This window comes from Rhizobium sp. AB2/73, from assembly GCF_020871915.1.
GTDB lineage: Bacteria > Pseudomonadota > Alphaproteobacteria > Rhizobiales > Rhizobiaceae > Rhizobium > Rhizobium dioscoreae.
In genome coordinates, this window is record NZ_CP067072.1 from 192,404 (window position 1) to 219,181 (window position 26,778).

Here is a 26,778-nt window from a genome sequence, read left to right on the forward strand (position 1 = left end):
GGGTGCGGCGTTACTCTGCCCTGTCGCGGGCTTGATCCCAACCGATTCCTGCGGCGGCATCCACTTCGCAGATCAAGCCGCTCGGCTCGTAACGGACTTGGACCTTGCCGCTCAATTCCGCCGCCAGCAGGCTTTCGATCAAGCGAGAGCCGAAGCCCTTGCGGGTCGGAGGCTTTACGATTGGCCCTCCCGATTCCTGCCAGCGCAGTTTGAGGTGATCCGTCCTGCCCGTTTCCAGTGACCACAGGATCGCAACACGGCCATCCGCCACCGAAAGCGCACCGTATTTGGCGGCATTTGTCGCAAGCTCATGCAGCGCAAGCGATATGGAAACGACAGCTCGCGGCGCGAGTTTGATTGCCGGTCCGGAAATTTCGAACCTGTCCTTGGGATAGGGGGATAGCGCCTGGGCAATGACGGCGGTCAATTCCGCCTGCTCCCAATGGCCGTGGATCAGCAGATCGTGGGCGCGCGCCATCGAGGAGAGCCGCGCCTCGAATGTCTCGACGGATGCCTTGTCCACATCGTCCCGCCCGAGCGTTTGGCGCGCAATGGCCATCACGGTTGCGAGCACATTCTTGACGCGATGATTGAGCTCGCCCACCAGCACGGTCTGCAGGCGCTCGGCCTCCTTCTTGGCGCTGATGTCATGGGCGATCTTCGATGCACCTATGATACGGCCATAGGCGTCATAGATCGGCGAAACACTGAGCAGCACATCGACAAGTTCGCCATTCTTGCAGCGCCGCTTGGTTTCGTAGGGTTCGACCTTCTGGCCAGCGCGGATCTGCGCAAGGATCGCCGGCTCCTCTTCGCTTCGGTCATCCGGAACGAGCATCATGACCGAGCGCCCGATGGCCTCTTCCGCCGAATGGCCATAAAGCCTTTCTGCACCGGTGTTCCAGCTGGTGATCACCATGTTGAGATCGGTGCTGAGGATGGCTTCATCCGACGAGGCGATGATGGCCGCAAGACGCTGTTCCACCTGTTGGGCTTGCTTGCGTTCGGTGATATCCGTGACGACGCTGGCGACCCGCCGGATGCGCCCTGACTCGTCCCGCAAGCCGGAAACCGAGTTTGCGACCCAGACGAGGCTGCCATCCTTGCGGATATAGCGGTTTTCGATCTCGAAGCTCTCGCCGGTCGCCATCATCGTTTCGAACATGCGGGTGTTCTCCCGCAGATCGTCCGGATAGGTAATGTCATGCGTCCGCATGCCGAGAAGCTCGCTCTCGGCATAGCCGACGATCTCGCAGAAGCGCTCGTTCGCCGAAACGAAACGGCCATCGAGCTCGCATTGGGCGATACCCGTTGCCGATTGCGAGATGACGGCGCGAAATCGCTCCTCGCTTTCGCGCAACGCCCGCTCGGACCGGACACGTTCCGTCGTCTCGCTGACGATGCAGAAGACGCCCAGCGTCTTGCCGTCCGCATCGTGAACAGGCGAATAGGAAATATCGAAGTAAACCGTTTCGGGATAGCCGTAGCGCTCGATGTAGAACGGTCGGTCCTTGGCGGCGATCGTCTTGCCATCGTGAAGAACGGATTGCAGAAGCGGTTCGAGATCATTCCAGAGCTCGGCCCAGTTTTCGCGCGCGGGACGGCCAAGGGCCTGGGGGTGCTTGTCGCCTATCGTCGGCGCATAAGCGTCATTATAAAGCGCAATAAAGTCGTCGCCCCAGAACATGACGATCTGGGCTTGCGCGGAGAGCATGATATCGATGGCGGCGGTAAGGCATGGGGGCCATGCCGATTTCGGGCCAAGACTGGTCGCCGCCCAGTCGAAGCCAGAGATAAGCGCTGCCATCTTGTTGGTGTGACTTGCCTGTTCGGGCACGATATTCAGGATGCATCCTCTCTTGAGCGATCGCAACCGGCAAGGATTGCTCCGTTCCGCTCATGCTTGCGAAAATTCATAGCATATTCTTCGTCGCGAAGTGCAGAGAGAAAATCCGCTGATTTCAATGTATCTTAAGTGACATAAGCGAATTTTCGCGCCGAATGTTTCGGGCTGCTCAAAACCGACCCGGGCGACAGGCCTTTCTCCTTGGCGAGCTTCCGTTTGACGCCAGTTTGATGGAGCTCAGGTGTCCGGCCTTGCATGCATTTCGGCCGTCAGCCATCTTTCGAGCGCCAGCGCATCCGGCCTTCCGGCAATATGCGGCGCGATCCAGAGCACCATGCGGCGCGGGCCGGGCAGAAAACCGAAAGGTGCCACCAGCCGCCCGGAAGCAAGCTGATCGAGCACGAGCATTTGCGGCACGACCGCCATGCCGAGGCCGCATGCGGCGGCCTGGATCAGCAGATAGAAATGATCGAAGGCCGCCTGTGATGTCAGACGCAGATCCGCCTGTCCGGCTATGGCCTGCCAGTCGCTCCAGGCTTGCGGTCGTGTCTGCGTGGAGAGGATCGCTGCATGTTCCATATCATCGGGACGCGAAATGCCGGAGCGGTTCAGATATTCCGGCGAACAGACAGGACCAATAGCCTCGCCGCCGAGCTCCCGGATGATCGCATCCTTCGGCGGATCGATGACACTGGAGCGGATGGCGAGGCTGATCTTGTCTCGGACGAAGTCGACCTGATCGTAATTCATGTTGAACTGAAGGGCGATATGCGGGTGGCGCTCGTGAAACTGACCGATGCGCGGAATGATCCAGCCCATCATGATCGAGGAAGAGCAGGAGAGCGTCAGCGGGCTTGGACGGACGCGCTCGACGCTTGCCTGCATCAGGCCGAAAGCACTTGCCAGCCCTTCAGCAAGCCGCGATCCCTCGGGCGTCGGCTCTGTCGAATGGGCGCGGCGGGTCACGAGGATGACGCCGAGCGTCTCCTCCAGCCCACGAATGTGTCGGCTGATCGCGCCATGCGTAACGCAGAGCTCGTCGGCGGCAAGCGTCATCGACCTGTGCCGCGCGGTTGCTTCGAATGCCTTCAGCGCATTCAAGGATGGAAGAGGGCCGCTCATTTTTCGATTCCGCTACCTCATGATGTGATTTTTCCTCACATGATGGAGAGATTAAATCGTTTGCTTGCGGCTTGTCCATACCGCTAGAGATCAAGGTCATTCGAAGGCGCATGCGGCTGAAAGCTGGGACTGGAAGGGAAGTCGGAGTTTCCGTTCTGTCAGCGACGCAAGCGGATCGCTGCGTCGTCAAGATTTCAGCACGGGGGGAGGGATTTTCATTGCAGCCCGCAAATCAGGAAATGTCACAGGTCGAGCGTTCGGCCATATCAAAGGTTTCGAAGCGGCTGGTGCCGTTCATCGCCTTGATGTTCTTCATCAACTTCCTTGACCGCACGGCGATTTCCTTCGCCGGGCCGAACGGCATGACGACGGATCTGGCGCTGACGGCAGCCCAGTTCGGCTTTGCCGCCGGCATCTTCTTTTTCGGTTACATCGTTCTCGAGATCCCGAGCAATCTCGCGCTTCACAAATGCGGCGCGCGCCGCTGGCTTGCCCGCATCATGGTGAGCTGGGGCATCGTGGCGCTCTTGTTCACCTGGGTATCGAGCGCGACGGAACTCTATGTGCTGCGCTTCCTGCTCGGCGTTGCCGAAGCCGGCTTCTTCCCGGGGGCGATCCTGTTCTTGAGCATGTGGGTGCCGGCCAAGCATCGCAGTAAAATCCTGGCACTGTTCTACCTTGCCCAGCCGCTGACAACAGTTGTCGGCGCGCCTTTCGCGGCCACGCTGATCCAGATGCATGGCCTCTTCGGCCTCGAAGGCTGGCGCGTCATGTTCTTCGGCGTTGCCATTCCGGCTGTCATCGTCGGCATCATCACATGGTTCTATCTCGCTGATCGGCCCGATGATGCGAAATGGCTGACCCGGGCCGAGAAGGATTGGCTGAACCGGGCGCTTGCCGGCGAGGAAAAGGCAAAGGCCGCCGCTCATGGCAAGATGACCGGCCTCGCCTTGACGGACGGCCGCGTCTGGCTGCTGTCGGTCATCTATTTCGGCCTGATCTACGGTCTCTATGCGCTGGCCTTCTTCCTGCCGACGATCATTGCCGGCTTCGAAACGAAATTTGGCACCAAGTTCGATGTCTTCGACAAAGGCTTGATCACGGCCGTTCCCTATCTGCCGGCAGCCGTTGCCCTCTTCTTCTGGAGCCGCGATGCGTCCAGACGTGGTGTGCGGCCCTGGCACATCGGCATTCCGGCCCTGGTGGGCGCCTTCAGCATTCCGGCCGCGCTTTATATGGGCTCGCCTGAAGCGACGATCGTCATGATCACACTGACGGCTTGCGCGATCTTTTCCGCCCTGCCGAACTTCTGGGCCATTCCGTCGCGCTTCCTGACCGGGCCGGCGGCTGCGGCGGGCATTGCTCTGATCAATACGATCGGCAATATTGCGGGCTTTGCCGCACCCTATGTGACCGGCCTCGTCAAGGATGCGACCGGCCTTTATGAGCTGCCGATGTTCATCGTCGGCGCACTGATGCTGTTGTCGGCCCTGCTGGCCTTCTCGTTGAATGGGCGGGTCCGCGAGCCGGAACTGGTTGCTTACGGCAGCAAAGGCTGAATTCGCCTGGCGTGAAGGATGGGTGGGTTTGATGGCGGCCGTGGAAATGGCCGCCATTATCTTTCGTCAGGCTGCGCGCAGCAGCATGCCGAAGAGATCGCGCGGATCGTCCGGATCGGCGATGATGTCGAGCTTCTGGAAATAGTTCGTGCCCGCCAGCTTCTCGCGAACGTAGCGCAGGGCGGAGAAATCCTCGATCGCGAAGCCGACGCTGTCGAATAGTGTGATTTGCCTTTCGCTACTGCGGCCCTTGGCGCGCCCGCTCACGACCTGCCAGAGTTCGGTGACCGGATAATCCGGATCCATCTGCTGGATTTCGCCTTCGATGCGCGTCTGCGGCGGATATTCGACGAAAGTGTCGGAGCGCAGCAGGATATCGCGGTGAAGCTCGGTCTTGCCCGGGCAATCGCCGCCGATCGCGTTGATGTGCACGCCGGCGCCGACCATATTGTCCGTCAGAATGGTCGCGAATTGCTTGTCGGCCGTACAGGTCGTGATGATGTCGGCACCTTCGATGGCGGCCTGGGCGGAGATGCAGGGCACCAGGCGCAGGCCTGTTCTGGCGAGATTGCGAACCGTCTTTTCCGTGGCTCTCGGATCAATGTCGTAGAGGCGGACTTCCTCGATGCCGAGCACCGCCTTCATCGCCAGCGCCTGGAATTCGGCCTGTGCGCCATTGCCGATCAGGGTGAGGCAGCGCGAATTGGCAGGTGCGAGATGTTTCGCCGCCATCGCCGAGGTCGCTGCGGTGCGGAGCGCCGTCAGCAGCGTCATTTCCGTTAGCAGCACGGGGTAGCCGGTCGAGACCTCCGCGAGCAGGCCGAAGGCGGTTACCGTCTGCAGGCCCTGCGCCATGTTTTTCGGATGGCCGTTGACATATTTGAAGCTGTAGACGGCGCCATCCGAGGTGGGCATCAATTCGATGACGCCATCATGCGAATGCGACGCGACGCGGGGCGTCTTGTCGAAGAGGTCCCAGCGGCGGAAATCCGCTTCGATAGTGTCCGTGAGTTCGATGAGCACGGTTTCGATGCCGATGTGATGGACAAGCCGCATCATGTTTTCGACGCTGACGAAGGGAATGAAAGCTCTTTCCGATGGGAGCGGTGCGGACATTCTCGTATCCTCGATGGAAATCATTTCCCATAGGGTATCAAGCGGGTCGATTGACTGAAATCGCAAAACTGTGCCAGTTCTGGTATGGGTTTGCACAAATTGCCTATAATTTTTGACGGATTGAACAAGATCAGGATCGTGCGATGACGCTCGCCAAATATATTCCCGATGATCTCGACCGGCGTATCATCGCTCATCTGCGTGCCGACGGGCGGGCTTCGCTCTCGAAACTCTCCGATGTTTTGGGCGTCGCGCGTGGCACGGTGCAGAACAGGCTGGATCGACTGATAGAGACCGGCACGCTGCTTGGCTTCACCGTAAGGGTTCGGGAAGATTATGAGGAGCAGACCGTGCATGCCGTCATGATGATCGAAGTCGTCGGGAAATCGACGACGCAGGTCATCCGTAAACTGCGCGGCCTTCCCGAAATATATTCGCTGCATACGACGAATGGCAATTGGGATCTGGTCGCCAATATCCGCGCGACCAGCCTGTCGGATTTCGATCGGGTCTTGCGCGAGGTGCGGATGATCGATGGCGTTGCGAACAGCGAGACAAGCCTTTTGCTGAGCAGCCTGTGAGAGGCATCGTTGGCGGATGTGGCCGATGCGAAGCCGCATACAGCCAGCCATCATGGATTCTCGCGCTGCCGAACGGAAGCGCAGACAGGCCGTGCCCCGCAGCTTGAAAACTCACGGCTTGTTGTTATGATTTTCGCATGGAACTTGCGCTGCTCGCTCATGCTCTTGCCTGGATCGTGCTCGGTCTGATCGCCGTGACGACGGTCGTTCCGGTCGGGACGAAGTATCCGTTCATGGCAATGGCGAGCATCGACAGCGTCATCCCGTTCGGCCTTCTGGGATTTCTGTTTGTCATGGCTTACCCGGAAGACCGCCGCATCATTGCTCTTGTGTGCATATTGATTGCAGCTGCAAGCGAGTCGCTCGCGCTCATCCTGCCGCAGAAGTGCCTCAGGATCGAGCGCGCGATCTTGAAGGTGCTTGCTACGGTTTCGGGCCTGCTTTTGGGCGCATTATTTATGGAGTGCATGCTGCAGGCATCGTAATTAGCCGACAGCACCCAGCCCATTCGATCCCTTCTGCATCCTTTGCGCTTTCTCAAAGCGAATGAATGCTCATATCTTCCATATACAACTAACGATCAGACGGTTTGCCGCTTTGGCTCTCCAACCGATAGCGATGTCCCGGATAAACCAGCCGCGCCGTGGAGACGATGCCGCGCGCCGACCAGGTGCGCCTCCAGATCGTCAGGCAGGGTTCGGTCTTCAGGATCGTCAGCAGCTTGCATTCCCAGGCTTGCGGCATGACGGCTTCGACGACATGTTCCGATCCGCTGAGCGGAGCAACGGCCGAGAGATAGGCGTTCGGCGTCATGTCGGTAAAATCCTGCTGCAGATAGTCGGGTGCGGCGTCCGGATGGACATGTCGGTCTTCGATCTGCACGGGCACGCCGTTCTCGCTATGCACGATCAGCGAATGGAAAACCGGCGATCCGATGTCGAGTTCCAATGCGTCGGCAATGTCGGGCGATGCGGCTTCCCGGGCGAGAACGACTACGCTTGCCTGATGGGAATGGCCGCGTTCGGCGATCTCCTCGGCGATATTGCGGACCTCGAACAGGGCGGAGGCGCCCTTGCGCTCGGCGACGAAGGAGCCGACGCCCTGGATGCGAACGAGTTCGCCTTCATTGGCCAGTTCCCGCAGCGCACGATTGGCCGTCATTTTGCTGACGCCAAGTTCGACCACCAATTCGTTTTCGGAGGGAACGCGATATTTGGGCGGCCACTCACCACTATGAATGCGGTCGAGTATCATCTGCTTGACGCCGGCATAGAGGGGCGCGGCGTCATTTTCCGCCAGTTCGCGTTTCATCTCGCCGGAACGTTTCATTGCCTATTCCCTTTGCACAGAGTGAATCTGCCTCGAAAACAACTTTCCCACTTGCATATCATAAATTATCACATATGGTACCCTATACAACCTCGCAATCAATCCTAAAAATTAATTGGGAAAGCGGGCAAGCCGGCGAAGATCGGTAGGAAATGCTGCAAGGCTTAATTTCAACCTCAGAGGAGCTCTACACGATGAAATTCAGTGCAATTCTCTTGTCAGGCGTCGTGGCTGCCGCCGCTTTTGCCGCGCCGGCCTTCGCCAAGGACTGGAAGACGGCAACGATTACCTTGGAGGGTGCCTACGCGCCGTGGAACATGACGAACGCCGACGGTACGCTCGGCGGCTTCGAGCCGGAGCTTGCCAAGGTTCTGTGCGAACGCGCCAAGATCGATTGCAAGCTTGTCGCTTCCGACTGGGATGGTATGATCCCGGCGCTGAACGCCGGCAAGTTCGACGTCATCATGGATGCTCTGTCGATCACCGACGAGCGCAAGCAGGTCATCGGCTTCACCATTCCTTATGCTGCAACGCCCGCCGCTTTTGCGACCGCCAAGGACAGCCCGCTTGCCAATGCTGCCGGCACCGGCACCACGATCAAGATGACCCCCGGCCAGACCGGCGTTAAGGAAATCGACGTGCTGAAGGAAGCCTTCAAGGGCAGGACCATCGGCATCCAGGCTGCGACCGTCTATGCCAAGTTCGTCTATGACAATTTCGGCTCGATCGCCACGATCCGCGAATACAAGACCGGCGCCGACCGCGATCTCGACCTGCAGAACGGCCGCATCGATCTCGGCTTCGACGATGCCGTCTACTTCGCGAACGCTTTTGCCAGCGCGAATGATTCGCTCGCCTTCACCGGCCCCGAAATCGCCGGTTCCATCTGGGGCGAAGGCGAAGGCCTTGGCATCCGCAAGGCGGATACCGACCTGCGCGACAAGTTCAATGAGGCGATCAAGTCCGCGCTTGCCGACGGCACCATCAAGACCCTGTCGATGAAGTGGTTCAAGGTCGACGTCAGCCCGAATTGATGAGAACGCCTTTGGGCCGTTATCATCGGTCTCCGGCTTTGCGGCCGGAGACCCTATGATATCCTGACGCCTGAAACTGCCACGGACAGGGATTGGATCTATGGCAAGCTTGCAATTGCTGGGCTTCGGCTCGAACGGGTGGGGCGCGCTGCTGCTCGTGGCCGCCTTGATGACGCTTGCCGTCACGGCAACGGCCTTGGCCATCGGGGCCGTATTGGGTGCGATCGTCGCTTTCGCGAAGCTCTCCGGAAGTCTGGTGCTGAAGACGCTCGGCAATATCTACACTACCGTTTTCCGCGGTGTGCCCGAACTTCTGATTATCTATCTGATCTATTTCGGCGGGTCGTCGGCGGTAACCTCCATCGGCAAATGGCTCGGCTATGAAGGCTTTCTCGGCCTGCCATCCTTTGCCGCCGGTGCTCTCGCTGTCGGCATCATTTCCGGCGCTTATCAGGCAGAGGTTTTCCGTGGAGCCTATCTCGCCATTTCCAAGGGCGAGCTCGAGGCAGCGTCCGCAATCGGCATGCATCGCGGCCTGCGCTTGCGCCGCATCATTATTCCGCAGGTCTTCCGCTTCGCCATTCCGGGGCTCGGCAATGTCTGGCAGCTCAGCCTCAAGGATTCCGCTTTGATCTCGGTCACGGGCCTTGCGGAATTGATGCGCACCAGCCAGGTGGCTGCCGGTTCCACCCGCCAGTATTTCCTGTTCTTCATCGCCGGCGGCATTCTCTATCTGGTCCTGACCAGCCTGTCGGACCGCATCTTCAACAAGGCTGAACGTCGCGCCAATCGCAGCATGCCGGCTGCGACGATCGGCCAGGCTTGAGGAGGACGGTATGGATTTCGATTTCCTTTCGAGCACGATGGTCACACTGCTGAAGGCAGTGCCAATGACGCTGCTGCTGTTCTTCCTGTCGATCTTCTTTGGCGGCATTCTGGCGCTTGTCATCGTCGCCATGCGCGTTAGCGGCAATCCGATTCTCTCCGGTTTTGCCAAGGGCTATATTTTCGTGTTTCGCGGCTCGCCGCTGCTGATCCAGATGTTCCTGGTCTTCTACGGTTTGGCGCAGTTCTCCATCATCCGCTATTCGTTCCTCTGGCCGTTCCTGCGCGAGCCGGTCGTCTGCGCCATCCTGTCGCTGGCGCTTTGCACCGCCGGCTATTCGGCCGAGATCTTCCGCGGCGGCATCCGTGCCGTTTCGCCGAAGGAGATCGAAGCGGCGCGTTCGATCGGCATGTCCGGCTTCCTGCTGGTGCGTCGCATCATCGCGCCGATCGCCTTCCGGCATGCGCTCCCGGCCTATTCGACCGAGATCGTGCTGATGATGAAGTCGACCGCGCTCGCGAGCCTCGTCACGGTCTGGGAGGTCACGGGCGTCGCCCAGCGGCTGATCTCGCAAACCTACCGCACGATGGAGGTCTTCATCTGTGCCGCGATCATCTATCTCGTGCTGAATTTCATCATTCTGCAGGCCATGGCCCTGCTGGAATATTCTCTGTCCCGCCATCGCCGCGCCATCCCGCCGGCGCTGAAGGTCTAAAGCTTACTGGAGCAGGCAAATCATGCCAGGTGTCACCCGACTTTCCGTCCGCAACATCCGCAAGAGCTTCGGTACTCACGAGGTCTTGCGCGGCATTTCCCTCGATGCGCAGGATGGCGATGTGATTTCGCTGCTTGGTGCTTCCGGCTCGGGCAAATCGACCTTCCTTCGCTGCATCAACCTCCTCGAAATCGCCACGGATGGCGAGATCTGGGTGGATGGCGAGCAGATCCGCATGGTCCACAAGAATGGCAAAAGCTATCCGGCGAGCCATAAGCAAGTGGATCATATCCGCTCCGAACTCGGCATGGTCTTCCAGAGCTTCAATCTCTGGTCCCATATGACGATCCTGCAGAATGTGATCGAAGGTCCGGTTCATGTCCTGAAGCGTCCCCGCGCTGAGTGTATTGCCGAGGCCGAAGCGCTGCTGGAAAAGGTCGGCATTGCCGACAAGCGCCATGCCTATCCCGCGCATCTCTCCGGTGGCCAGCAGCAGCGCGCCGCGATTGCCCGTGCGCTTGCCATGAAGCCGAAGGTCATGCTGTTCGACGAGCCGACTTCGGCGCTCGATCCCGAGCTTGTCGGCGAAGTGCTGCGCGTCATGCGCGCCCTTGCCGAAGAAGGCATGACCATGCTGGTCGTCACCCATGAGATGAGCTTTGCCCGCAATGTCTCCAACCGGGTCGTCTTCATGAAGGAAGGCCTCGTCGAAAGTACCGGTACGCCGGACGAGATGTTCGGCGGCGGCGCCTCACCGGCCTTCCGTCAATTCATTGGCCATTTCGGAAATGGGCAATGACAGTCATCATCGATAAGTCGCTATCCTGGCGCGACGTCGCTCGTGTCGGCGGCGGCGAGCCGCTGACCCTGTCCGATGCCGCCTGGGAGCGGGTTGCCAAGGCGAGCCGCATCGTCCAGCGCATCGTCGAAACCGGCGTGCGCGCCTATGGCGTGAATACTGGCGTCGGCGCCTTGTCTGACACGGTGGTCGACCGCGATTCCCAGAGCCGGCTGTCGCGAAACATCATCTTGAGCCATGCCTGCGGTGTCGGCCCGCTTTTGCCGGCGCGTGAGGTGCGTTCGATCATATCGGCGCAGATCGCCAATTTCGCCCATGGCTATTCCGGTGTGCGGCCCGAGATCGTCAGGCATCTGGCTGCGTTTCTCGAATATGACTGCATTCCGGAAGTGCCCTCCAAAGGCTCTGCCGGCTATCTCACACACAATGCCCACATCGCTCTCGTTCTGATCGGCGAGGGCAGGGCTGCCGTCAAGGGCAAGTCGATGAGCGGCGCCGAGGCGCTCGTCGCAATCGGCCTGAGTCCCCTGGTGCTCGGCGCCAAGGAAGGCCTGAGCCTCGTCAACGGCACGGCATGCGCCACGGGATTGTCGGCGCTAGCCGTTTCCCGCGCCGAGCGCCTGCTCGATTGGGCCGATGCCATCGCCGCGCTGACCCTGGAAGCCGTAGGCTGCCAGATGGCGGCTTTCGATGAGAATGTGCTGGCGCTGCGTCCATCGGCTGGCATCGCCAAGGTCGGGCGCAGGCTTCGTGGCCGCCTGCATGGCAGCGGCCTCATTGCTGCCGCAGTCGGACGGCGCACGCAGGATGCCTTGAGCCTGAGATCGGTGCCTCATGCCCATGGCGCGGCCTGGGACGTCTTCGAGCAGACGGCTGATATCGTCGATCAGGAATTGGCTTCGGTCACCGATAACCCGGCCGTTTCGGGCACGCCTGAAAAGCCCGTCGTCTCCTCCGAAGCTCATGCCGTTGCCCCCGCCCTCGCCCAGGCGGCCGATAGCCTGGCAATCGCGATCTCCCAAATTGCCGCGATGAGCGAACGGAGGACGGATCGTCTCGTCAATCCGCTGGTCAGCGGCCTGCCGCCTTTCCTTGCCAGCGACGCCGGCAGCCATTCCGGTTTCATGATCGCGCAATATACGGCTGCAGCGCTGAGCAACGATAATCGACGGCTTGCCGCTCCCGCATCGCTCGATGGTGGCCTGACCTCTGGTCTGCAGGAGGATTTTCTGGCCCATCCGACAGCGGCGGCCAACAAGCTGCTCGCGATCCTCGACAATGCTGAATATATCCTGGCGATCGAACTGATGGCGGCGGCCCAGGCGCATGATTTTCTTACCTCGCACGGGACGCGGGCGCCAGGAACCGAGCGTATCTACGCGGCCGCCCGTTCCTGCGTGCCCATCTATGGCGATGACCGTCCGCTGAATGCGGATATGGAAGCCTTGCGGGGCATGATCGCCAAGATCGCGCCGCCTGCGGAAGATGAAACTGGAGCATGAAATGACTGCGGAATTCGACCTTGCCGTCATTGGCCTCGGCGCAATGGGAAGTGCAGCCTTGTCTTTCGCCGCGGCGCGCGGCGCAAAGGCGATCGGGATAGAGGCGCATTTCCCCGCACATGCGCTCAGCTCCTCGCATGGCGACAGCCGCCTGATCCGCCTCGGTTACTTCGAAGATCCGTCCTATGTTCCGCTGCTGAAGCGTGCCTATCAAAACTGGCGCTCGCTGGAAGCGCGGCTGCGGGCCGAAATCCTGACCGTCACGGGGGTCCTGCAGATCGGTACGCCTGACAGCAAGATCGTCAGCGGCACGCGCGCCTCTTGTGATATGCATGGGTTGCAGTACGAAGTACTCGACCGTGACGCCATGAACCGTCGTTTCCCGGCTTTTGCGCTGGAAGTAGGGGAGGTCGGTGTACTCGACCCGCAGGGCGGCTATGTCAGGCCTGAAGCGGCGATCATGGGCTATTTGAAGCTTGCGGCGGAAGATGGTGCCGTTTTGCATTTCGGCGAGCGCGTTATCGCGATCGATCCCGACGATACGGGCGTGACCGTCATTTCCTCGACGGGACGATATCGCGCCCGCAAGGTGATCGTTGCAACCGGTGCATGGATTGCCGAACTCGTGCCGCAGCTGAAGGCGCGCGAACAACCGATTCGGCAGGTGGTGGCCTGGTATCAGCCGAGGGACGGCTTTGTTGCCGAGCCGCAGCGCATGCCATGCTTTCTGCGCGATGAGGGAGCGGAAGGCTCCTATTTCGGCTTCCCGGCCATTGGCATCGATGGCGTGAAAATCGGTCGCCATGCGCATTTCCGGGAACCGATCGACCCGGCCAAGCCCAACCCGCCGGTCAATGACGCCGACACCGATCTGCTCGACAGCTTCGCCCGCAAGCGCTTGCCGAATGCTGCGTCATATCGCGTGCGGGCGACGACCTGCCGCTATACGATGCTGCCAAGCGAGGATTTTCTCATCGATAAAGTGCCTGGACAGCCGAATGTGGTGGTCTCGTCAGCCTGTTCCGGCCACGGCTTCAAGTTTACGAGCGTGATCGGCGAGATTCTCGCCGATCTGGCGCTCCAAGGCGGCAGCGCGCTGCCGACTGCTCTGTTCTCCTTCGAAAAGCACTTTGGCGGCCAACCCGCTTAGCGGCCAATTTCAGATGATCTAGCCGATCGTCATGCGTCGCAGGACATCCGATTTGAAATAGAAGTGCTGAACAAACGCTCCGAATATGTGCAGTACGACGGCGATCCAAAGCAGCGTCTTGATCGGGCCGCCATGGACGAAGGCGGCTGTATCGATACCGAAATAGTAGGCTGCCATTCCCGATAGGGGCATTGCGAAGATCAGTGCATAGAGCAGGAAATGCGTGATGTTTGCGATGTAATGCAGAAATGCGGGCTGATTGTCGGGCAATGCTGGGACATCGGACACCAATCTCAGGCAAAGGCGCACGATAGCCAGCAGCAGGATCGCGATACCGGCATAGGCATGGATATTGGCACTGGCGACATCGGCCGGTGTTGGCACCTGGCCATGCCGCACAAGACGCCGCCATGCGTTCATGCCATCGGGGAACAGGAGATTGAAAAAGATGAGAATGGCCATGAGCCAATGAAGAATGCGTTGCGGAGCAGAGTAGGTCGATCTGGCGGGCATTGGGTCCCCTTAAATTGGAATTGTTCTAAAGGTAGAACATGATTCTAACGAGAACCTGAATGCGAGCCTTCCAGCGTACTTCGTTCGGCATCCTCACATCAGCTGAGCACCGCGCGCGGTTCCAGAAATGATTCCAGGCCGAAGGCGCCGAATTCCCGGCCTATGCCCGATTGCTTGAAGCCGCCGAAGGGTGCAGTCGGTTCATGCGGTGCGCCATTGATGACAACACGGCCCGCTTCGATGCGATCCGCCATCCGCTTTGCCTTGTCGACATCGGCGGAGAAGATGTAGGCCTGCAAGCCATAGACGGTATCGTTGGCGATCTCGAGTGCATGTGTCTCATCGCGATAAGGGATGACGCAGAGTACCGGGCCGAAAATCTCTTCGCGAGCGATCCTCATGTCGTTATTGACGCGGGAGAAGATGGTTGGACGAACGAACCATCCGCGATCGACCCCTTCCGGCCGCCCTTCACCACCCGCGAGCAGCCACGTGCCTTCTTCCTGGCCGAGACGGATATAGGACTGCACGCGATCCCATTGTTTCCGGCTGACCATGGGGCCGATCCTCACGGCGGGATCGCTTGCATCGCCCACCTTGAGTGTCGCAACCGCTTGAGCAAGACGATCGTGGATTTCCGCCAGCCGGCTTTCAGGGGCGAGAATGCGCGTGCCGGCGATGCAGGCCTGGCCGCTATTGGCAAATCCGGCTGCCAAGACCTGCGGGATAACAAGATCGAGATCGGCATCGTCGAGAATGATGTTTGGGCTCTTGCCGCCAAGCTCAAGCGTCACGCGCTTAAAGGTCGCCGACGCCGCCTGAAGGATCGCCCGTCCCGTCACCGTCGAGCCGGTGAAGCTGATCTTTGCGACATCGTGGTGGCTGCTGAGAGCGGCGCCTACCACATGGCCGTAGCCGTTGACGATGTTGAAAATCCCATTCGGCAGGCCGGCCGCATGCAGGCACTCGGTGAGGAGCTGCGTCTGGATCGCGCTCATCTCGGAAGGCTTGATGACCATGGTCGCACCTGCCGCGATGGCTGTGGCCAGCTTGTTGCAGATGAAGCCGTAATTGCTGTTCCAGGGCGTGATCGCGGCTGCAACGCCGGCCGGGCGCATCTCGATTTCCGCATGGCCGATGCGGCGGCGAAATTCATAGGTTTCGAGTGTCTTGGCCATGTTGAGGAATGCCGTGGCGGCATGTGGCACCGAAAAACCGATGAATGATGCCGGCGCGCCATATTCTTCGCGCATGGCGTCGGTGAGGTCCGAGGCTCTCGCTGCAACCGCATCGTGCAGGCTATGCAGCATGGCGACGCGCTCGGCCTTCGAGCTTTGCGACTGGCTTGCAAATGCTGCCTTGGCGGCGCTGACAGCGTTGTCGACATCCTGCTCGTCGCCAAGGCATACGGTGCCGATCCGCTCTTCCGTGGCCGGATTGAAAAGAGGTGCTTCCTCTTCGCCATGGGGCCGAACGAAGCTGCCATTGATGTAAATCGTATCTATCGCGCGCATGAGCGTCTCCTTCATATTCACGACAGAGGTAAGACGCGTTATTTGTTCGTTGTAGTAGGACAAAATGGTACAAGCTGATAAGGAAAATCGCGCAATGAAGGCAAGTCTGACGGAGCTTGAAGCGATCGCTGCGGTTGCCCGCCATGGCGGCTTTCGCGCGGCCGCCCGCGAACTCGGCATGTCCTCCTCGGCGCTCAGTCACGCGGTCGCAACACTGGAGGAGCGCCTGTCCGTACGGATATTCAACAGGACGACGCGCAGTGTCACGCTATCGGACGCCGGTGAGCGCTTCGTGGCGGAAGTGGCGCCGGCGCTTGTGGCAATCGACAGGGCGATCGAAAATGCAGGCCTGTCTTCCGGTACGATATCAGGCACGCTTCGTCTCAATATGGCGCCCGGCGCAGCGCGCATACTACTGACGCCGCTTATTCTCGAATATGGCCGGCGCTATCCCGATGTCGAAATCGAGATCGTCACCGACAACGCCTTGGTCGATGTCATTGGCAAGGGTTTTGACGCCGGCATTCGGATTGCCGAGGCAGTTCCGACCGATATGGTCGCAATCCCGATTATTCCGACGCTGCGCTCGCTGGTGGTCGGTTCACCTGCCTATTTCAGCAACAGGCCATACCCGCTTGTTCCGGGCGATCTCCTGCGACATCGCTGTATCCGTGCCCGCATGGCGAGCGGCAAGCTTTATCGCTGGGAGTTCGAGCGCCACGGCCAATCCATTCTGATCGACGCGCCGGGAAGCCTCACTCTCGATGCTTCCGATCTGACGCTGAGCGCTGCCCTCGCTGGGGCGGGGCTTGCCTATATCAACGAAGCATCCGTCGCCGACCATAGAGCGGCGGGCAATCTGATCGCGGTGCTGGAGGATTGGAGCCCACCCTATCCGGGGCTCAGCCTGTATTTCGCCCAGCGCCGCCAGATGCCGGCGCGGCTACGGGCCTTGATCGAACTGATCCGCGAGTAGAATGCGTCCTGCTGATCGCCGACCTCGGATAAAGGCAAGCAGCGGCTCCATTGATGAAGCCGCTGCCGGTTTGTCGTTACTTGCCGGCGTCCTTGGCTGCCTTCTCGATCACGGCGGCAACCTTTTCCGGCTGCGAGGCGAAGACGGCGTGGCTTGCCTTGACTTCGGTCACGTCGCTGCCGGCGCGCTTGGCCATGTCGCGCTCCAGCTCGGGGTTGATGGAGCGGTCGTTGGTTGCGACGACCGTCCAGCTCTTCTTCGCCCTCCAGGCGGGATCGCCGACCTTGGCGGTGAAGGCGGCCTTCGAGGCGAAGACCTGAGATTTCGCCATGAAATCGGCCTCGTCCTTCGGCAGATCCGCTGCAAAGTCCGCCGCAAAGGCCGCTGGATCGAGATAAAGATATTGGCCGTCCTTGGTTTCCCGAATGTTCATGCCGCCCGCCGGCTTGGAGCTTGCGAGGCTAATCAGGCTTTCGCCCTTGTCCGGCTGGAACGCGGCGACATAGACGAGACCTGCGACATCCGGGCGATTGCCCGCCTCGGTGATGACCATGCCGCCGTAGCTGTGGCCGACGAGCAGGCTCGGTCCGTTCTGAAGGTCGAGCACGCGATTGGTGGCGGCGACATCGTCGGCAAGCGAGGTGATGGGTTCCTGCACGACCGTGACCTTGAAGCCGTCCTTTTCAAGGATCTCGGCGGTCTTGCGCCATCCCGAACCGTCGGCCAGAGCGCCGTGGACGATGACGATATTCTTGATCTCGGCTGCCTGCGCAGCAAAGGCAAAGGTGCTTGCGGCAAGGCCGAGAGCGATGATGGAGAGAAAACGGGTCTTCATGGGTATAACTCCTGTCAGTTGGGGTTCATGCTTGGGGGTGAAGGGGAATTTCAGCCGAAAGTGAAAGCGTAGGCCTGCACCCCGGGATCGAGGAAACGGATCTCGAATTTGCGGGCGGTGACATCACCGGACTGGCGGACGAGCTGATAGAGCTTGGTGGCCGTCACGGTGCCGTTGCCGTCGGGGTCGATATCGGAGCCATGGTCCATACCCGGTGCTTTTCCGTCCACGGTCACCTGGAAGCGGATCGGCTTTCCATCTGCCGAGGGGCCAAGGACGAGGTGCAGGTCGCGGGCGCTGAAGCGGTAAGTGATGCCGCCGCCTGCCTTGTCGAGCGATGCCTGTTCCGGGCCGACTGTCCAGGTGCCCGTCAGACCCCATTGATTGAGGCCGGGATTGGTAGTGGAATAGTCGGCGGCCGTATCTGCCTTCAGCCCTTCGGGGGAGACGAAGCCTGTTGCCTGGCTATAGCCGACATAGGTTTCGCCGGAGCGGATATGGCTGAGATCGGGGCTTGCTTCCGCACCCTTTGCATCCGGAACCACAGGGGCACTCTGAGCCATGTCGCTGCCTGCTTCGCGCAGGAGATCCTGGATTGCCTGTTCGGTCTGGCGGTAGTTGCCTTCGCCGAAATGCTGGTAGCGGATCTGCCCCTTGGCATCGATCAAGTAATGGGCCGGCCAGTAGTTATTCTCGAAGGCGCGCCAGATGCGATAGTCGTTGTCGATCGCGACGGGGTAGCCGATCTTGAAGTCGGCGACCGCCTTCCTGACGTTGTCGACATTCTTCTCGAAGGCGAATTCCGGGGCATGGACGCCGATGACGACGAGGCCCTGATCCTTGTATTTTTCCGCCCAGGCACGAACATAGGGAATGGTGCGGATGCAGTTGATGCAGGAATAGGTCCAGAAATCGACGAGGACGACCTTGCCGCGAAGCTGAGCTGTCGTCAGCGGCTCCGAGTTTAACCAGGTAACGGCGCCATTGAGGGAAGGGGCAGCACCTTCGATCGGAAGATCGCTATGGAAGGGACGGGTCGCGTCACCGGCAGTCTTCAGTGCGCTATTGCTGGCAACTTCGGTCTCGGGATCTGAGGTCTTGGGGTGGAGTCTCTCCAGCACAGCTTGTTCGAAGGAGCCGGTGCTTGCGTAGGAGAGGCGGGCGAGCAGACCGGTATCAAGGCCAAGGGCGATAGCCGCAACGCCGGCGAGTACGGCGGCGCCTGCGAATTGGCGGATGCGTTCGCTGACGCCGAGAGACTGCTTCATGCGGGCAAAGATCTTGCCACCGGCAAAGAGTGCAACGGCAAGCGAGGTCGCAGCGCCGGCGCCATAGGCAAGCAGCAGGAAGGTCGTCTGCAGATTGGCGCCTTTCAATGCAGCGCCTGTCAGCACAAGTCCAAGAATCGGGCCGGCGCAGGGCGCCCAGAGCAGGCCGGTCGCAATGCCGAGTACGAAGGAGCTTCTGACGCTCGCTGTTGCCCGATTAGCCCCGGCGGCGTTCAGCAGGTTGTTGCCGAGATCGACGGCCGGTCTGGAGAGGGCGCTGGCGATGCGCGGTGAAATCAAGCTCAGTCCAAAGAGGCCGAGCAGAGCGATCGCCACGAGGCGGCCATATTCATTGGCGCGGATCGCCCAGGCGCCGCCGACCGCGGCCAGCGTCGCGACAATAGCAAAGGTGAGTGCCATGCCCGCGAGCATGGGTAGCGTGCTCCGGACGAAGGGCTGTCCTGCACGGGCAAAGACGAAGGGCAGGATGGGCAGGATGCACGGACTGAGAATCGTCAGCGCTCCTCCGAGATAAGCTATGATAAGAAGCGCCATCGTCTTGCTCCTTTAGAAGCGATTGACCGGCTGCGGACGGCGATGAACCGTACTCAGCAATGACGCCATCTGCCGTTGGCGACGTATCTCAAATGTGTCTGATTGGGCGGCCGAATGTACCGAAACGTCGAGCTCCCCGGCTTGGATACACTCCGATACAAATTGATTGCTGCGGGCCGATTTGGACAGGGGTCTCGGCGCGTATCGAATGTTTGCGGGCAGGCATAGTGGATTGTATCACACTGTATCTGTGCCGCCTGAAGCTACAAAGGCATTCAAAACGCCACTGGCTGCGACACATCGGCGATACATGCGGCTGGCTTTCTTATGCTCACGATCCAATCCACAGGAGAGACAGATGTCCGAGGAAATCAACCACACTCGCCGCCGCTTTTTCGGTATGGCCGCCATCGCTGTCGCAGCCGCCGAATTCGGTCTGCCTGCAATCGCCGGCGCGCAAGAAACAAAGGCTTCCGCATCCACCCTGCCCGCGATCAAAGCCGGCAGCCATACTTCCTTCGGCGCGCTGAAGCAGATCAAAGCCGGTGTGCTCAATGTCGGTTACGCGGAAGCCGGTCCGGCCAATGGCCCCGTCGTCCTGCTGCTGCATGGCTGGCCCTATGACATCTACAGTTTCGTCGATGTCGCGCCGCTTCTGGCCGGCGCCGGCTATCGGGTCATCATCCCCTATCTTCGCGGCTATGGTACCACCACCTTCCTTTCGAAGGACACGCCGCGCAATGGCCAGCAGGCCGCACTTGCCGCTGATATGATCGACCTTCTCGATGCGCTGAAAATCGATAAGGTCATCGTTGCCGGCTACGACTGGGGTGGCCGCACCGCCGACATCATGGCGGCTCTCTGGCCTGAGCGCTGCAAGGCGCTGGTATCGGTCAGCGGCTATCTCATCGGCAGCCAGGAAGTAAACCGCAAGCCCTTGCCGCCGAAGGCCGAGCTTGCCTGGTGGTATCAGTTCTATTTCGCAACCGAGCGCGGTCGCCTTGGCTATCAGGAAAATCGCCATGATTTCGCAAAGCTGATCTGGCACACCGCCTCGCCGCAATGGGCTTTCGACGATGCCACTTTCGATCGCTCGGCTGCAGCATTCGACAACCCCGATCATGTTGATATCGTCATCAATAACTACCGCTGGCGCCTCGGTCTGGTCGAAGGCGAGGCGAAGTTCGATGCCTATGAAAAGAGGCTCGCCGCCGGCCCGGTGATTTCGATCCCGACCATCACCATGGAAGGCGACGCCAACGGGGCGCCTCATCCGGAGCCTGCGGCCTATCGCGGCAAGTTCTCGGGCAAGTACGAGCATCGCACGATCACCGGCGGCATCGGCCACAATCTGCCGCAGGAAGCGCCGCAGGCTTTCGCCCAGGCGGTAATAGATGTTGATCGTTTCTAGTTCGGCGGTAGCGTGCGGGAGGGTGCCGGCGTAAGCTGGCGCCTCCTGTCGTCGGTGCTATGAGGGAGTATTCGTAGCTCGATGCTTAGATGATGAGTGGGAAATCGAAATGGATCATATCGACCATATCCTGATCGTGGATGACGATCGGGAAATCCGCGAACTGGTATCGAGCTATCTGAAAAAGAACGGTCTGCGGGCGACGACGGCTGCCGATGGCCGGCAGATGCGCAGTTTCCTCGAGGCCAATTCGGTCGATCTGATCGTGCTCGACGTGATGATGCCGGGCGACGACGGCCTCGTGCTGTGTCGCGAGCTTCGTGCGGGAAAGCACAAGGCGACACCCATTCTGATGCTGACAGCGCGCAGCGACGAAATGGACCGCATTCTCGGCCTGGAAATGGGCGCGGACGATTATCTCGCAAAGCCTTTCGCCGCCCGCGAGCTCCTCGCCCGCATCAAGGCGGTTCTGAGGCGCACCCGCATGCTGCCGCCCAACCTGCAGATCAGCGAAGTCGGTCAGATGCTGGTGTTCGGCGATTGGCGGCTGGATACGGTCGGCCGTCATCTGCTGGACAAGGACGGCACTGAGATCACGCTCAGCGGTGCCGAATACCGCCTGCTGCGCGTCTTCATCGACCATCCGCAGCGGGTGCTCAATCGCGACCAGCTTCTGAACCTCACTCAGGGTCGAGACGCCGATCTCTTCGATCGGTCCATAGACCTCCTCGTCAGCCGTCTTCGCCAGCGGCTGGGGGATGACGCCCGGGAGCCGATGTATATCAAGACGGTGCGCAGCGAAGGCTATGTCTTCTCCGTGCCAGTGGAAATTGCGGAGCTTCGCCCATGACGGTGGTCGACCTTCCGGGTCACCGGCCATGGTGGCCGAGCACCCTGCGTGCACGCATTTCGCTGATCCTGCTGGCCGGGCTCGCGATCGCTTACGGCCTGTCTTTCAGCGTGCTCTACATCGAGCGCTACATGTCGGCAAAGGCGGTCATGCTCGGCACGCTGGAAAACGACGTTGCGACCTCGATCGCCGTTCTCGATCGCCTGCCGGCCGATGAGAGGGCGAATTTCGTCGATTGGCTCAGCCGCGGCAATTACAATTTCGAGCTGGGGACGGGCCTGCCTGGTGTGCCCGATACTTCCGCGCATGGCGCGGAGATTGCCGCCAAGATAGAGGACGCGGTCGGCCATCGCTTTCCCATTCGCATGGAATCGATACCAGGCCCGATCTCTCGGCTGCAGGCACATCTCAATTTGAGCGATGGCAGCCCGCTGACGATTGATGTTACGCCCAAGGGCGTCATGCCGATCGCGGCCTGGCTGCCCTATGTCTTCGTCGTCCAGATGCTGTTGATCGTGTTTTGTACCTGGTTTGCCGTCCGCCAGGCCACACGTCCGCTCGCCGAGCTTGCTGCTGCGGCCGATGCGCTCGATCCCAACAACAAGAGTCCGGCCTTGAGCGACCGGGGGCCGAGCGAAGTGGCGCATGCCGCCAGGGCCTTCAACGCCATGCGGGATCGAATCGCGCATTATCTTGAGGAGCGCGTGCAGATCCTTGCGGCGATTTCGCACGATCTGCAGACGCCGATTACGCGCATGCGCCTGCGCGCCGACATTGCCGATGATTCGCCGGAGAAAACCAAGCTGCTGCAGGATCTCGGCGAGATCGAGCGGCTGGTGCAGGATGGGATCGCCTATGCACGCAGCGCGCACGGCAACGGCGAGAAGAGCGCACGCATCGATCTTGCCTCCTTCATCGAAAGCATCTGCTACGACTATCAGGACACCGGCAAATCCGTTGAGATTCTCGGCCTCATCCAGGGCACGGCGACGACGAAGCCGCATGCGCTCCGTCGCATCCTCACCAACTTCATCGATAATGCCCTGAAATTTGCCGGTGCGGCGGAAATCGCCGTGGAGCGGCGGGATATGGGCCAGATTGCGATCACCGTTCTGGATCGCGGTCCCGGTATTCCGCAGGACCAGATAGAAGCGGCGATGCAGCCCTTCTTCCGGTTGGAGCAGTCACGCAACCGTAATACCGGCGGCACCGGGCTTGGTTTGGCGATTGCCCAGCAGCTCGCCCAGACACTCGGCGGCTCCGTCAGACTCTATAACCGCGAAGGCGGGGGGCTCGCCGCCGAAGTTGTTATTTCCTGATCGCGCCTCAAAGATCTTCAGGATCTTTGTAAGCATTTGTATCCGGCGTGTTAAGGCCTACGTTTTGTAACATTTCCCGCGATTCCGGAAACATGCCGGATACGTCGATCCATCAAAAACAACTCCGTCAACAGACGTTGCTCCCACGACACGGCAGAGCGGGCAGCGCAACAAAGGAGTGTTCCATGACCAAGATCGACAAGGTTCTCTACACCGGCAAGACCCACACCATCGGTGGCCGCGACGGCTTCGCGCGCAGCGATGACAACCAGCTGGATGTCAAGCTTTCGCCTCCCGGCAGCGCCCATGCCGGCACCAATCCCGAGCAGCTCTTTGCCGCCGGCTGGTCGGCCTGCTTCATCGGCGCAATGGGCCTTGCTGCGGCCAAGCGCAAGGTCAAGCTTCCGGCCGATCTCGCCGTCGATGCCGAAGTGGATCTGGGTACCACGGATGGTGCTTACTTCCTGCAGGCCCGCCTCACCATCAGCATGCCCGGCATCGAGCCTGAGCTTGCCCGCACGCTGGTCGAGGAAGCTCACCAGACCTGCCCCTATTCGAAGGCGACTCGCGGCAACATCAATGTCGAGCTGAAGCTCGCCTGAGAATCGCTCAAGCGTCGATATTGCGCGTCGTTCCGGAAGGTGCGGCGCGCCGAATCGTTAATTTTCCGCATCGACTATCAAGCAAGGCGGCGCCTGCTTTTCCCTCTGGAGGATCTCATGCGACCAATCATTCTTCTCCTTGCGGGGGCTGCGATTTTCGCCGTTCCATGCGTCTACGACCCCAGCTCCAACGAGCCTTCGGCGCTTGCGAGCCTCGCCGTTTTATGGGGCGGTTCGGGCCTCAATCGAGCCCCGAATTAACCATTTGTTAACCATATCAACGGTACACAGGATCAACGATTTATTCACATAGATGACCAAAGTGCTAACAGACGCTCGTTCGATCCGTATCAAGGGCCGCTCCTTTCTTGCGGTCATGCTTTCGCCGGATCTTCCGCTGGACCAGTGGTTGACCAGGCTTGACGACCTCGCAGCCCGTTCGGCCGGCTTCTTTCTGGGGCGGCCGGTCGTGCTCGATATCACCGATCTGCCGATCGACAAGGCACAGCTCAAGGAGCTGATTGCCGAGCTTTCGGCCCGCAATGTCAGCATCATGGGCATCGAGGGCGGTCGCCCGTCGATATCGGGGCCCGGTATGCCGCCGATCCTGAAGGGCGGGCGTCCGGCTGCCGATTTCGAAGTCTCCGAGGCCGAACCGGTCGTGGAGCGCCGCAACAGCGAGCCCAAGGCGCCGCCGCCGGAAGTTCGTGCGGTTACGCAGTCGCTGATCATTCGCGAGCCGGTACGATCCGGCCAATCAGTGATCTTTCCGGAAGGTGACGTTACCGTCATCGGTTCGGTGGCATCGGGCGCGGAAGTCATCGCGGGTGGATCGGTCCATATTTACGGCGCCCTGCGCGGCCGCGCCATGGCGGGCTCGATCGGCAATGCCTCGGCGCGAATCTTCTGCCGCAAGCTCGAGGCCGAGCTGCTGGCGATCGATGGCATCTACAAAATGGCGGAAGACATATCACCCGGCCTCAAGGGGCAAGCCGTCCAGCTCTGGCTGGATGGTGAAACGATCATGGCCGAAAAACTAATCTGAGCCGAAGCCGGCCAAAACAGGAGAGCAAGATGGGCAAGGTAATCGTCGTCACATCAGGCAAGGGCGGAGTTGGAAAGACGACTTCGACGGCCGCATTGGGGGCGGCTTTGGCGCAGAGAAATGAAAAGGTTGTCGTCGTCGATTTTGACGTCGGCCTGCGCAACCTCGATCTGGTCATGGGCGCGGAACGCCGCGTCGTCTATGATCTCGTCAACGTCATCCACGGCGATGCCAAGCTGCCGCAGGCCCTGATCCGCGACAAGCGGTTGGAGACGCTCTTCCTCCTGCCGGCTTCGCAGACCCGCGACAAGGATAATCTGACGCCCGAGGGTGTCGAGCGCGTCATCAACGAGCTCAAGAATTATTTCGATTGGGTCATCTGCGACAGCCCGGCCGGCATCGAGCGCGGTGCAACGCTTGCCATGCGCCATGCCGACGTCGCCGTCGTCGTCACCAACCCGGAAGTCTCCTCGGTGCGCGATTCCGACCGGATCATCGGCCTGCTGGACTCCAAGACGCTGAAGGCGGAGCGCGGCGAGCGCATGGAGAAACACCTTCTGCTGACCCGCTTCGATGCTAGCCGCGCCGAACGCGGCGACATGCTGAAGGTCGACGATGTGCTGGAGATCCTCTCCATCCCGTTGCTCGGCATCATCCCGGAAAGCACTGATGTCCTGCGCGCGTCCAACCTAGGCTCTCCGGTGACGCTTGCCGATGCGCGCTGCGCGCCGTCGCTTGCCTATTTCGACGCCGCACGCCGTCTTGCCGGCGAGCAGGTGCCGATCACTATCCCCGGCGAGAAGCGGGGTATCTTCGGCAAGATCTTCGCAAGGAGGGCCGCATGAGCATTTTCGGACTGTTCCGCAAGCAGAGATCTGCACCGATGGCGCGCGAGCGTCTGCAGATCCTCCTTGCCCATGAGCGCGCCTCGATAGGCTCGGATCTCGTATCCGTGCTGAGGGAGGAAATCCTCGCCGTCATCGCCAAGCATGTGCAGGTCGATCGCGACAAGGTGCAAGTGAAGATGGACCGCGACAAGGATGTCTCCATGCTGGAGATCGATGTCGAGATCCCGCGCGACGCGGCCTTGCAGGCCGCCTGACGAAAGATCAGCGCTTGTAAAATGTGCGAATTCTGTCACATGGAATTCTCGTGTGACAGAATTGCTAAAATTTTCGCAGCCGCCTCTTGCAAAGGGTGCGATTCGCGATTATTTGCAGCCCATCACCTGTATCGATGGCCTGCCGCGCTGACATTTCTGTGTCGAGCCGGTGTTCGCTGTCCGGGTCAATAAGCAAGGGCGCTCCCCAGAAATGGGTAGAGCGCCCTTTGCTTTTGTCGCATTCCTGATGCTTTTCTTGTTCCATGCGATATGCCAGTTTGCAGCGATGAGGCGGGAGGCGGCTGGCTTGAGCGGGTTGAATTATCGATGGAATGCGATCTTCAGATGGCTGCTCGCCAGCCTCCTGGTTGCGGCCTACGCCGTCTCCGCTCGCGCGGCCGACAGGACGATCTTTCTGACTTTCGATGACGGCCCTTTGCCTGGAACGCAGAACATTCTTTCCGTGCTAAGTCAGGAAAATGTCCCCGCCGCCATGTTCATGGTCGGCCAGCATGTCGAAACCATTCCAGCCGGGCGCGACCTCCTGGCAGAGGCCAAGGCGATGCCGCTGGTGACCGTCGGCAATCACAGCTACAGCCACGCCAATAATCGCTATAGACGATACTATTCCAACACCCAGGCCGTGGTTGCCGACATGCTGCACGCCAATGAGGTGCTGGGTCTGACGCCGATCGTCAATGCGCGACTGCCGGGCAGGGACGTCTTCCGGCTTCCGACCGTATCGAGGGAGGATCTATCCATCAATGTCGCCCAATGGGAACGCGAGTGGCTGGATTATGAGCTCGTTGCAGAAGCAGGCTTCTATCTCTATGGCTGGGATTTCGAGTGGGTGCATAGCGACGACGGCAAGCCGGTCCAATCGGTGGACCATCTCGTCAATGAGATAGACCACCTTTTCCAATACGGTCGTTTCACGCAGCGTGGAAAGATGATCCTGCTGATGCATGACGAGATGTTTCAGGACCAGTTCAATGGCCGCGAAAACCTGCAGTCGCTGATCCGCAAGCTCAAAGAGCGCGGCTACGCTTTCGGCGACATCAGGAATTATGCACCCTCGAAACCGTGAATACTTCTGTATCTTCAGGTTCAGGTCTGTGATCTCTCGGACATAGCGCGAAATCACCGCGCATGTTTGCGCGGCAGGGCGAAGGCTCGGGGAAGAAGCGATCGTCGTTTTCGAATATGCTC

At 60.1% G+C, this 26,778-nt stretch carries 27 protein-coding genes; 19 read left to right on the forward strand and 8 right to left on the reverse strand.

The genetic code is table 11. The features are described from left to right. Positions 1 to 10: 10 nt before the first annotated feature. A complete protein-coding gene (locus I8E17_RS20565; protein ID WP_069610470.1) occupies positions 11 to 1,807 on the reverse strand; it encodes a PAS domain S-box protein in 1,797 nt (598 codons plus the stop codon). A 276-nt stretch (positions 1,808 to 2,083) separates the two neighbouring features. Beyond that, positions 2,084 to 2,968, reverse strand: coding sequence for a LysR substrate-binding domain-containing protein (locus I8E17_RS20570; RefSeq protein WP_069610344.1), 885 nt, complete (start codon positions 2,966 to 2,968; stop codon positions 2,084 to 2,086). Between the two features lie 239 nt (positions 2,969 to 3,207). Between I8E17_RS20570 and I8E17_RS20575 the strand changes: the two genes are divergently transcribed. Next, positions 3,208 to 4,527 carry an MFS transporter gene (locus I8E17_RS20575; protein ID WP_113366218.1) on the forward strand — a complete coding sequence of 440 codons (1,320 nt, stop codon included), beginning with the start codon at positions 3,208 to 3,210 and terminating at the stop codon, positions 4,525 to 4,527. A gap of 66 nt (positions 4,528 to 4,593) precedes the next feature. Here I8E17_RS20575 and I8E17_RS20580 read toward each other — a convergent pair whose 3' ends face one another. Continuing rightward, positions 4,594 to 5,643 (reverse strand): ornithine cyclodeaminase, encoded by a 1,050-nt coding sequence (locus tag I8E17_RS20580; RefSeq protein ID WP_069610346.1) that lies wholly within the window; start codon positions 5,641 to 5,643, stop codon positions 4,594 to 4,596. 143 nt (positions 5,644 to 5,786) lie between these two features. On the opposite strand from I8E17_RS20580, the gene I8E17_RS20585 reads away from it, so the two are divergent. Next, positions 5,787 to 6,224 (forward strand): Lrp/AsnC family transcriptional regulator, encoded by a 438-nt coding sequence (locus I8E17_RS20585; protein ID WP_015343394.1) that lies wholly within the window; start codon positions 5,787 to 5,789, stop codon positions 6,222 to 6,224. A gap of 137 nt (positions 6,225 to 6,361) precedes the next feature. Continuing rightward, the gene (locus I8E17_RS20590) at positions 6,362 to 6,709 is read left to right on the forward strand and encodes a hypothetical protein (RefSeq protein ID WP_069610347.1); all 348 of its coding nucleotides are present in this window, start codon (positions 6,362 to 6,364) and stop codon (positions 6,707 to 6,709) included. An 88-nt stretch (positions 6,710 to 6,797) separates the two neighbouring features. On the opposite strand, the gene hutC is transcribed toward I8E17_RS20590, so the two are convergent. After that, positions 6,798 to 7,553, reverse strand: coding sequence for a histidine utilization repressor (gene hutC, locus I8E17_RS20595; protein WP_069610348.1), 756 nt, complete (start codon positions 7,551 to 7,553; stop codon positions 6,798 to 6,800). A 194-nt stretch (positions 7,554 to 7,747) separates the two neighbouring features. Here hutC and I8E17_RS20600 point away from each other — a divergent pair, with 194 nt between their 5' ends. From I8E17_RS20600 to solA, 6 genes are all read left to right on the forward strand, one after another. Continuing rightward, on the forward strand, positions 7,748 to 8,587 hold the full coding sequence (locus I8E17_RS20600; protein WP_069610471.1) for a transporter substrate-binding domain-containing protein: 840 nt from the start codon (positions 7,748 to 7,750) through the stop codon (positions 8,585 to 8,587). Positions 8,588 to 8,687: 100 nt separating this feature from the next. Continuing rightward, the gene (locus I8E17_RS20605; RefSeq protein WP_069610349.1) at positions 8,688 to 9,413 is read left to right on the forward strand and encodes an ABC transporter permease subunit; all 726 of its coding nucleotides are present in this window, start codon (positions 8,688 to 8,690) and stop codon (positions 9,411 to 9,413) included. A 10-nt stretch (positions 9,414 to 9,423) separates the two neighbouring features. Further along, on the forward strand, positions 9,424 to 10,128 hold the full coding sequence (locus I8E17_RS20610) for an ABC transporter permease subunit (protein ID WP_069610350.1): 705 nt from the start codon (positions 9,424 to 9,426) through the stop codon (positions 10,126 to 10,128). 22 nt (positions 10,129 to 10,150) lie between these two features. Next, positions 10,151 to 10,927, forward strand: a complete 777-nt coding sequence (locus tag I8E17_RS20615; RefSeq protein ID WP_069610351.1) for an ATP-binding cassette domain-containing protein — start codon at positions 10,151 to 10,153, stop codon at positions 10,925 to 10,927. Then, positions 10,924 to 12,429 (forward strand): histidine ammonia-lyase, encoded by a 1,506-nt coding sequence (gene hutH, locus I8E17_RS20620; RefSeq protein WP_069610352.1) that lies wholly within the window; start codon positions 10,924 to 10,926, stop codon positions 12,427 to 12,429. The genes I8E17_RS20615 and hutH overlap by 4 nt, the downstream gene beginning before the upstream one ends. Before the next feature lies 1 nt (position 12,430). After that, positions 12,431 to 13,579: an N-methyl-L-tryptophan oxidase gene (gene solA, locus I8E17_RS20625; RefSeq protein ID WP_069610353.1), complete on the forward strand. Its 1,149-nt coding sequence runs from the start codon at positions 12,431 to 12,433 to the stop codon at positions 13,577 to 13,579. Between the two features lie 18 nt (positions 13,580 to 13,597). On the opposite strand, the gene I8E17_RS20630 is transcribed toward solA, so the two are convergent. Next, positions 13,598 to 14,092, reverse strand: coding sequence for a cytochrome b/b6 domain-containing protein (locus I8E17_RS20630; RefSeq protein ID WP_069610354.1), 495 nt, complete (start codon positions 14,090 to 14,092; stop codon positions 13,598 to 13,600). A 98-nt stretch (positions 14,093 to 14,190) separates the two neighbouring features. Then, entirely contained in the window at positions 14,191 to 15,606 is a 1,416-nt protein-coding gene (locus I8E17_RS20635; RefSeq protein ID WP_113397551.1) for an aldehyde dehydrogenase family protein, read from the reverse strand. A 94-nt stretch (positions 15,607 to 15,700) separates the two neighbouring features. Between I8E17_RS20635 and I8E17_RS20640 the strand changes: the two genes are divergently transcribed. After that, positions 15,701 to 16,582, forward strand: a complete 882-nt coding sequence (locus I8E17_RS20640) for a LysR family transcriptional regulator (protein WP_219511633.1) — start codon at positions 15,701 to 15,703, stop codon at positions 16,580 to 16,582. A gap of 76 nt (positions 16,583 to 16,658) precedes the next feature. Here the strand turns inward: I8E17_RS20640 and I8E17_RS20645 are convergent, their stop codons facing one another. Both I8E17_RS20645 and I8E17_RS20650 read right to left on the reverse strand, forming a co-directional pair. Next, the gene (locus I8E17_RS20645) at positions 16,659 to 17,417 is read right to left on the reverse strand and encodes an alpha/beta hydrolase (RefSeq protein WP_219511631.1); all 759 of its coding nucleotides are present in this window, start codon (positions 17,415 to 17,417) and stop codon (positions 16,659 to 16,661) included. A gap of 50 nt (positions 17,418 to 17,467) precedes the next feature. Beyond that, complete coding sequence (locus tag I8E17_RS20650; RefSeq protein ID WP_069610357.1) at positions 17,468 to 19,240, reverse strand: cytochrome c biogenesis protein DipZ; 1,773 nt, start codon at positions 19,238 to 19,240, stop codon at positions 17,468 to 17,470. Positions 19,241 to 19,598: 358 nt separating this feature from the next. On the opposite strand from I8E17_RS20650, the gene I8E17_RS20655 reads away from it, so the two are divergent. The 9 genes from I8E17_RS20655 to I8E17_RS20695 all read left to right on the forward strand — a co-directional run bounded on the left by I8E17_RS20655 (position 19,599) and on the right by I8E17_RS20695 (position 26,656). Further along, a complete protein-coding gene (locus I8E17_RS20655; RefSeq protein ID WP_069610358.1) occupies positions 19,599 to 20,651 on the forward strand; it encodes an alpha/beta hydrolase in 1,053 nt (350 codons plus the stop codon). 109 nt (positions 20,652 to 20,760) lie between these two features. Further along, positions 20,761 to 21,501 (forward strand): response regulator, encoded by a 741-nt coding sequence (locus I8E17_RS20660; RefSeq protein WP_069610359.1) that lies wholly within the window; start codon positions 20,761 to 20,763, stop codon positions 21,499 to 21,501. Continuing rightward, positions 21,498 to 22,820 (forward strand): HAMP domain-containing sensor histidine kinase, encoded by a 1,323-nt coding sequence (locus tag I8E17_RS20665; protein WP_069610360.1) that lies wholly within the window; start codon positions 21,498 to 21,500, stop codon positions 22,818 to 22,820. Before I8E17_RS20660 ends, I8E17_RS20665 begins: the two co-directional genes overlap by 4 nt. A 185-nt stretch (positions 22,821 to 23,005) precedes the next feature. After that, on the forward strand, positions 23,006 to 23,422 hold the full coding sequence (locus I8E17_RS20670) for an organic hydroperoxide resistance protein (protein ID WP_069610361.1): 417 nt from the start codon (positions 23,006 to 23,008) through the stop codon (positions 23,420 to 23,422). 117 nt (positions 23,423 to 23,539) lie between these two features. After that, the gene (locus tag I8E17_RS20675; RefSeq protein WP_176727951.1) at positions 23,540 to 23,683 is read left to right on the forward strand and encodes a hypothetical protein; all 144 of its coding nucleotides are present in this window, start codon (positions 23,540 to 23,542) and stop codon (positions 23,681 to 23,683) included. A 52-nt stretch (positions 23,684 to 23,735) separates the two neighbouring features. Next, on the forward strand, positions 23,736 to 24,467 hold the full coding sequence (gene minC, locus I8E17_RS20680; protein WP_069610362.1) for a septum site-determining protein MinC: 732 nt from the start codon (positions 23,736 to 23,738) through the stop codon (positions 24,465 to 24,467). A gap of 29 nt (positions 24,468 to 24,496) precedes the next feature. Next, positions 24,497 to 25,312 carry a septum site-determining protein MinD gene (gene minD, locus I8E17_RS20685; RefSeq protein WP_069610363.1) on the forward strand — a complete coding sequence of 272 codons (816 nt, stop codon included), beginning with the start codon at positions 24,497 to 24,499 and terminating at the stop codon, positions 25,310 to 25,312. Further along, positions 25,309 to 25,569 carry a cell division topological specificity factor MinE gene (gene minE, locus I8E17_RS20690; protein WP_069610364.1) on the forward strand — a complete coding sequence of 87 codons (261 nt, stop codon included), beginning with the start codon at positions 25,309 to 25,311 and terminating at the stop codon, positions 25,567 to 25,569. Before minD ends, minE begins: the two co-directional genes overlap by 4 nt. A gap of 307 nt (positions 25,570 to 25,876) precedes the next feature. Beyond that, positions 25,877 to 26,656 carry a polysaccharide deacetylase family protein gene (locus I8E17_RS20695; RefSeq protein ID WP_113366225.1) on the forward strand — a complete coding sequence of 260 codons (780 nt, stop codon included), beginning with the start codon at positions 25,877 to 25,879 and terminating at the stop codon, positions 26,654 to 26,656. Positions 26,657 to 26,778: the final 122 nt, after the last annotated feature.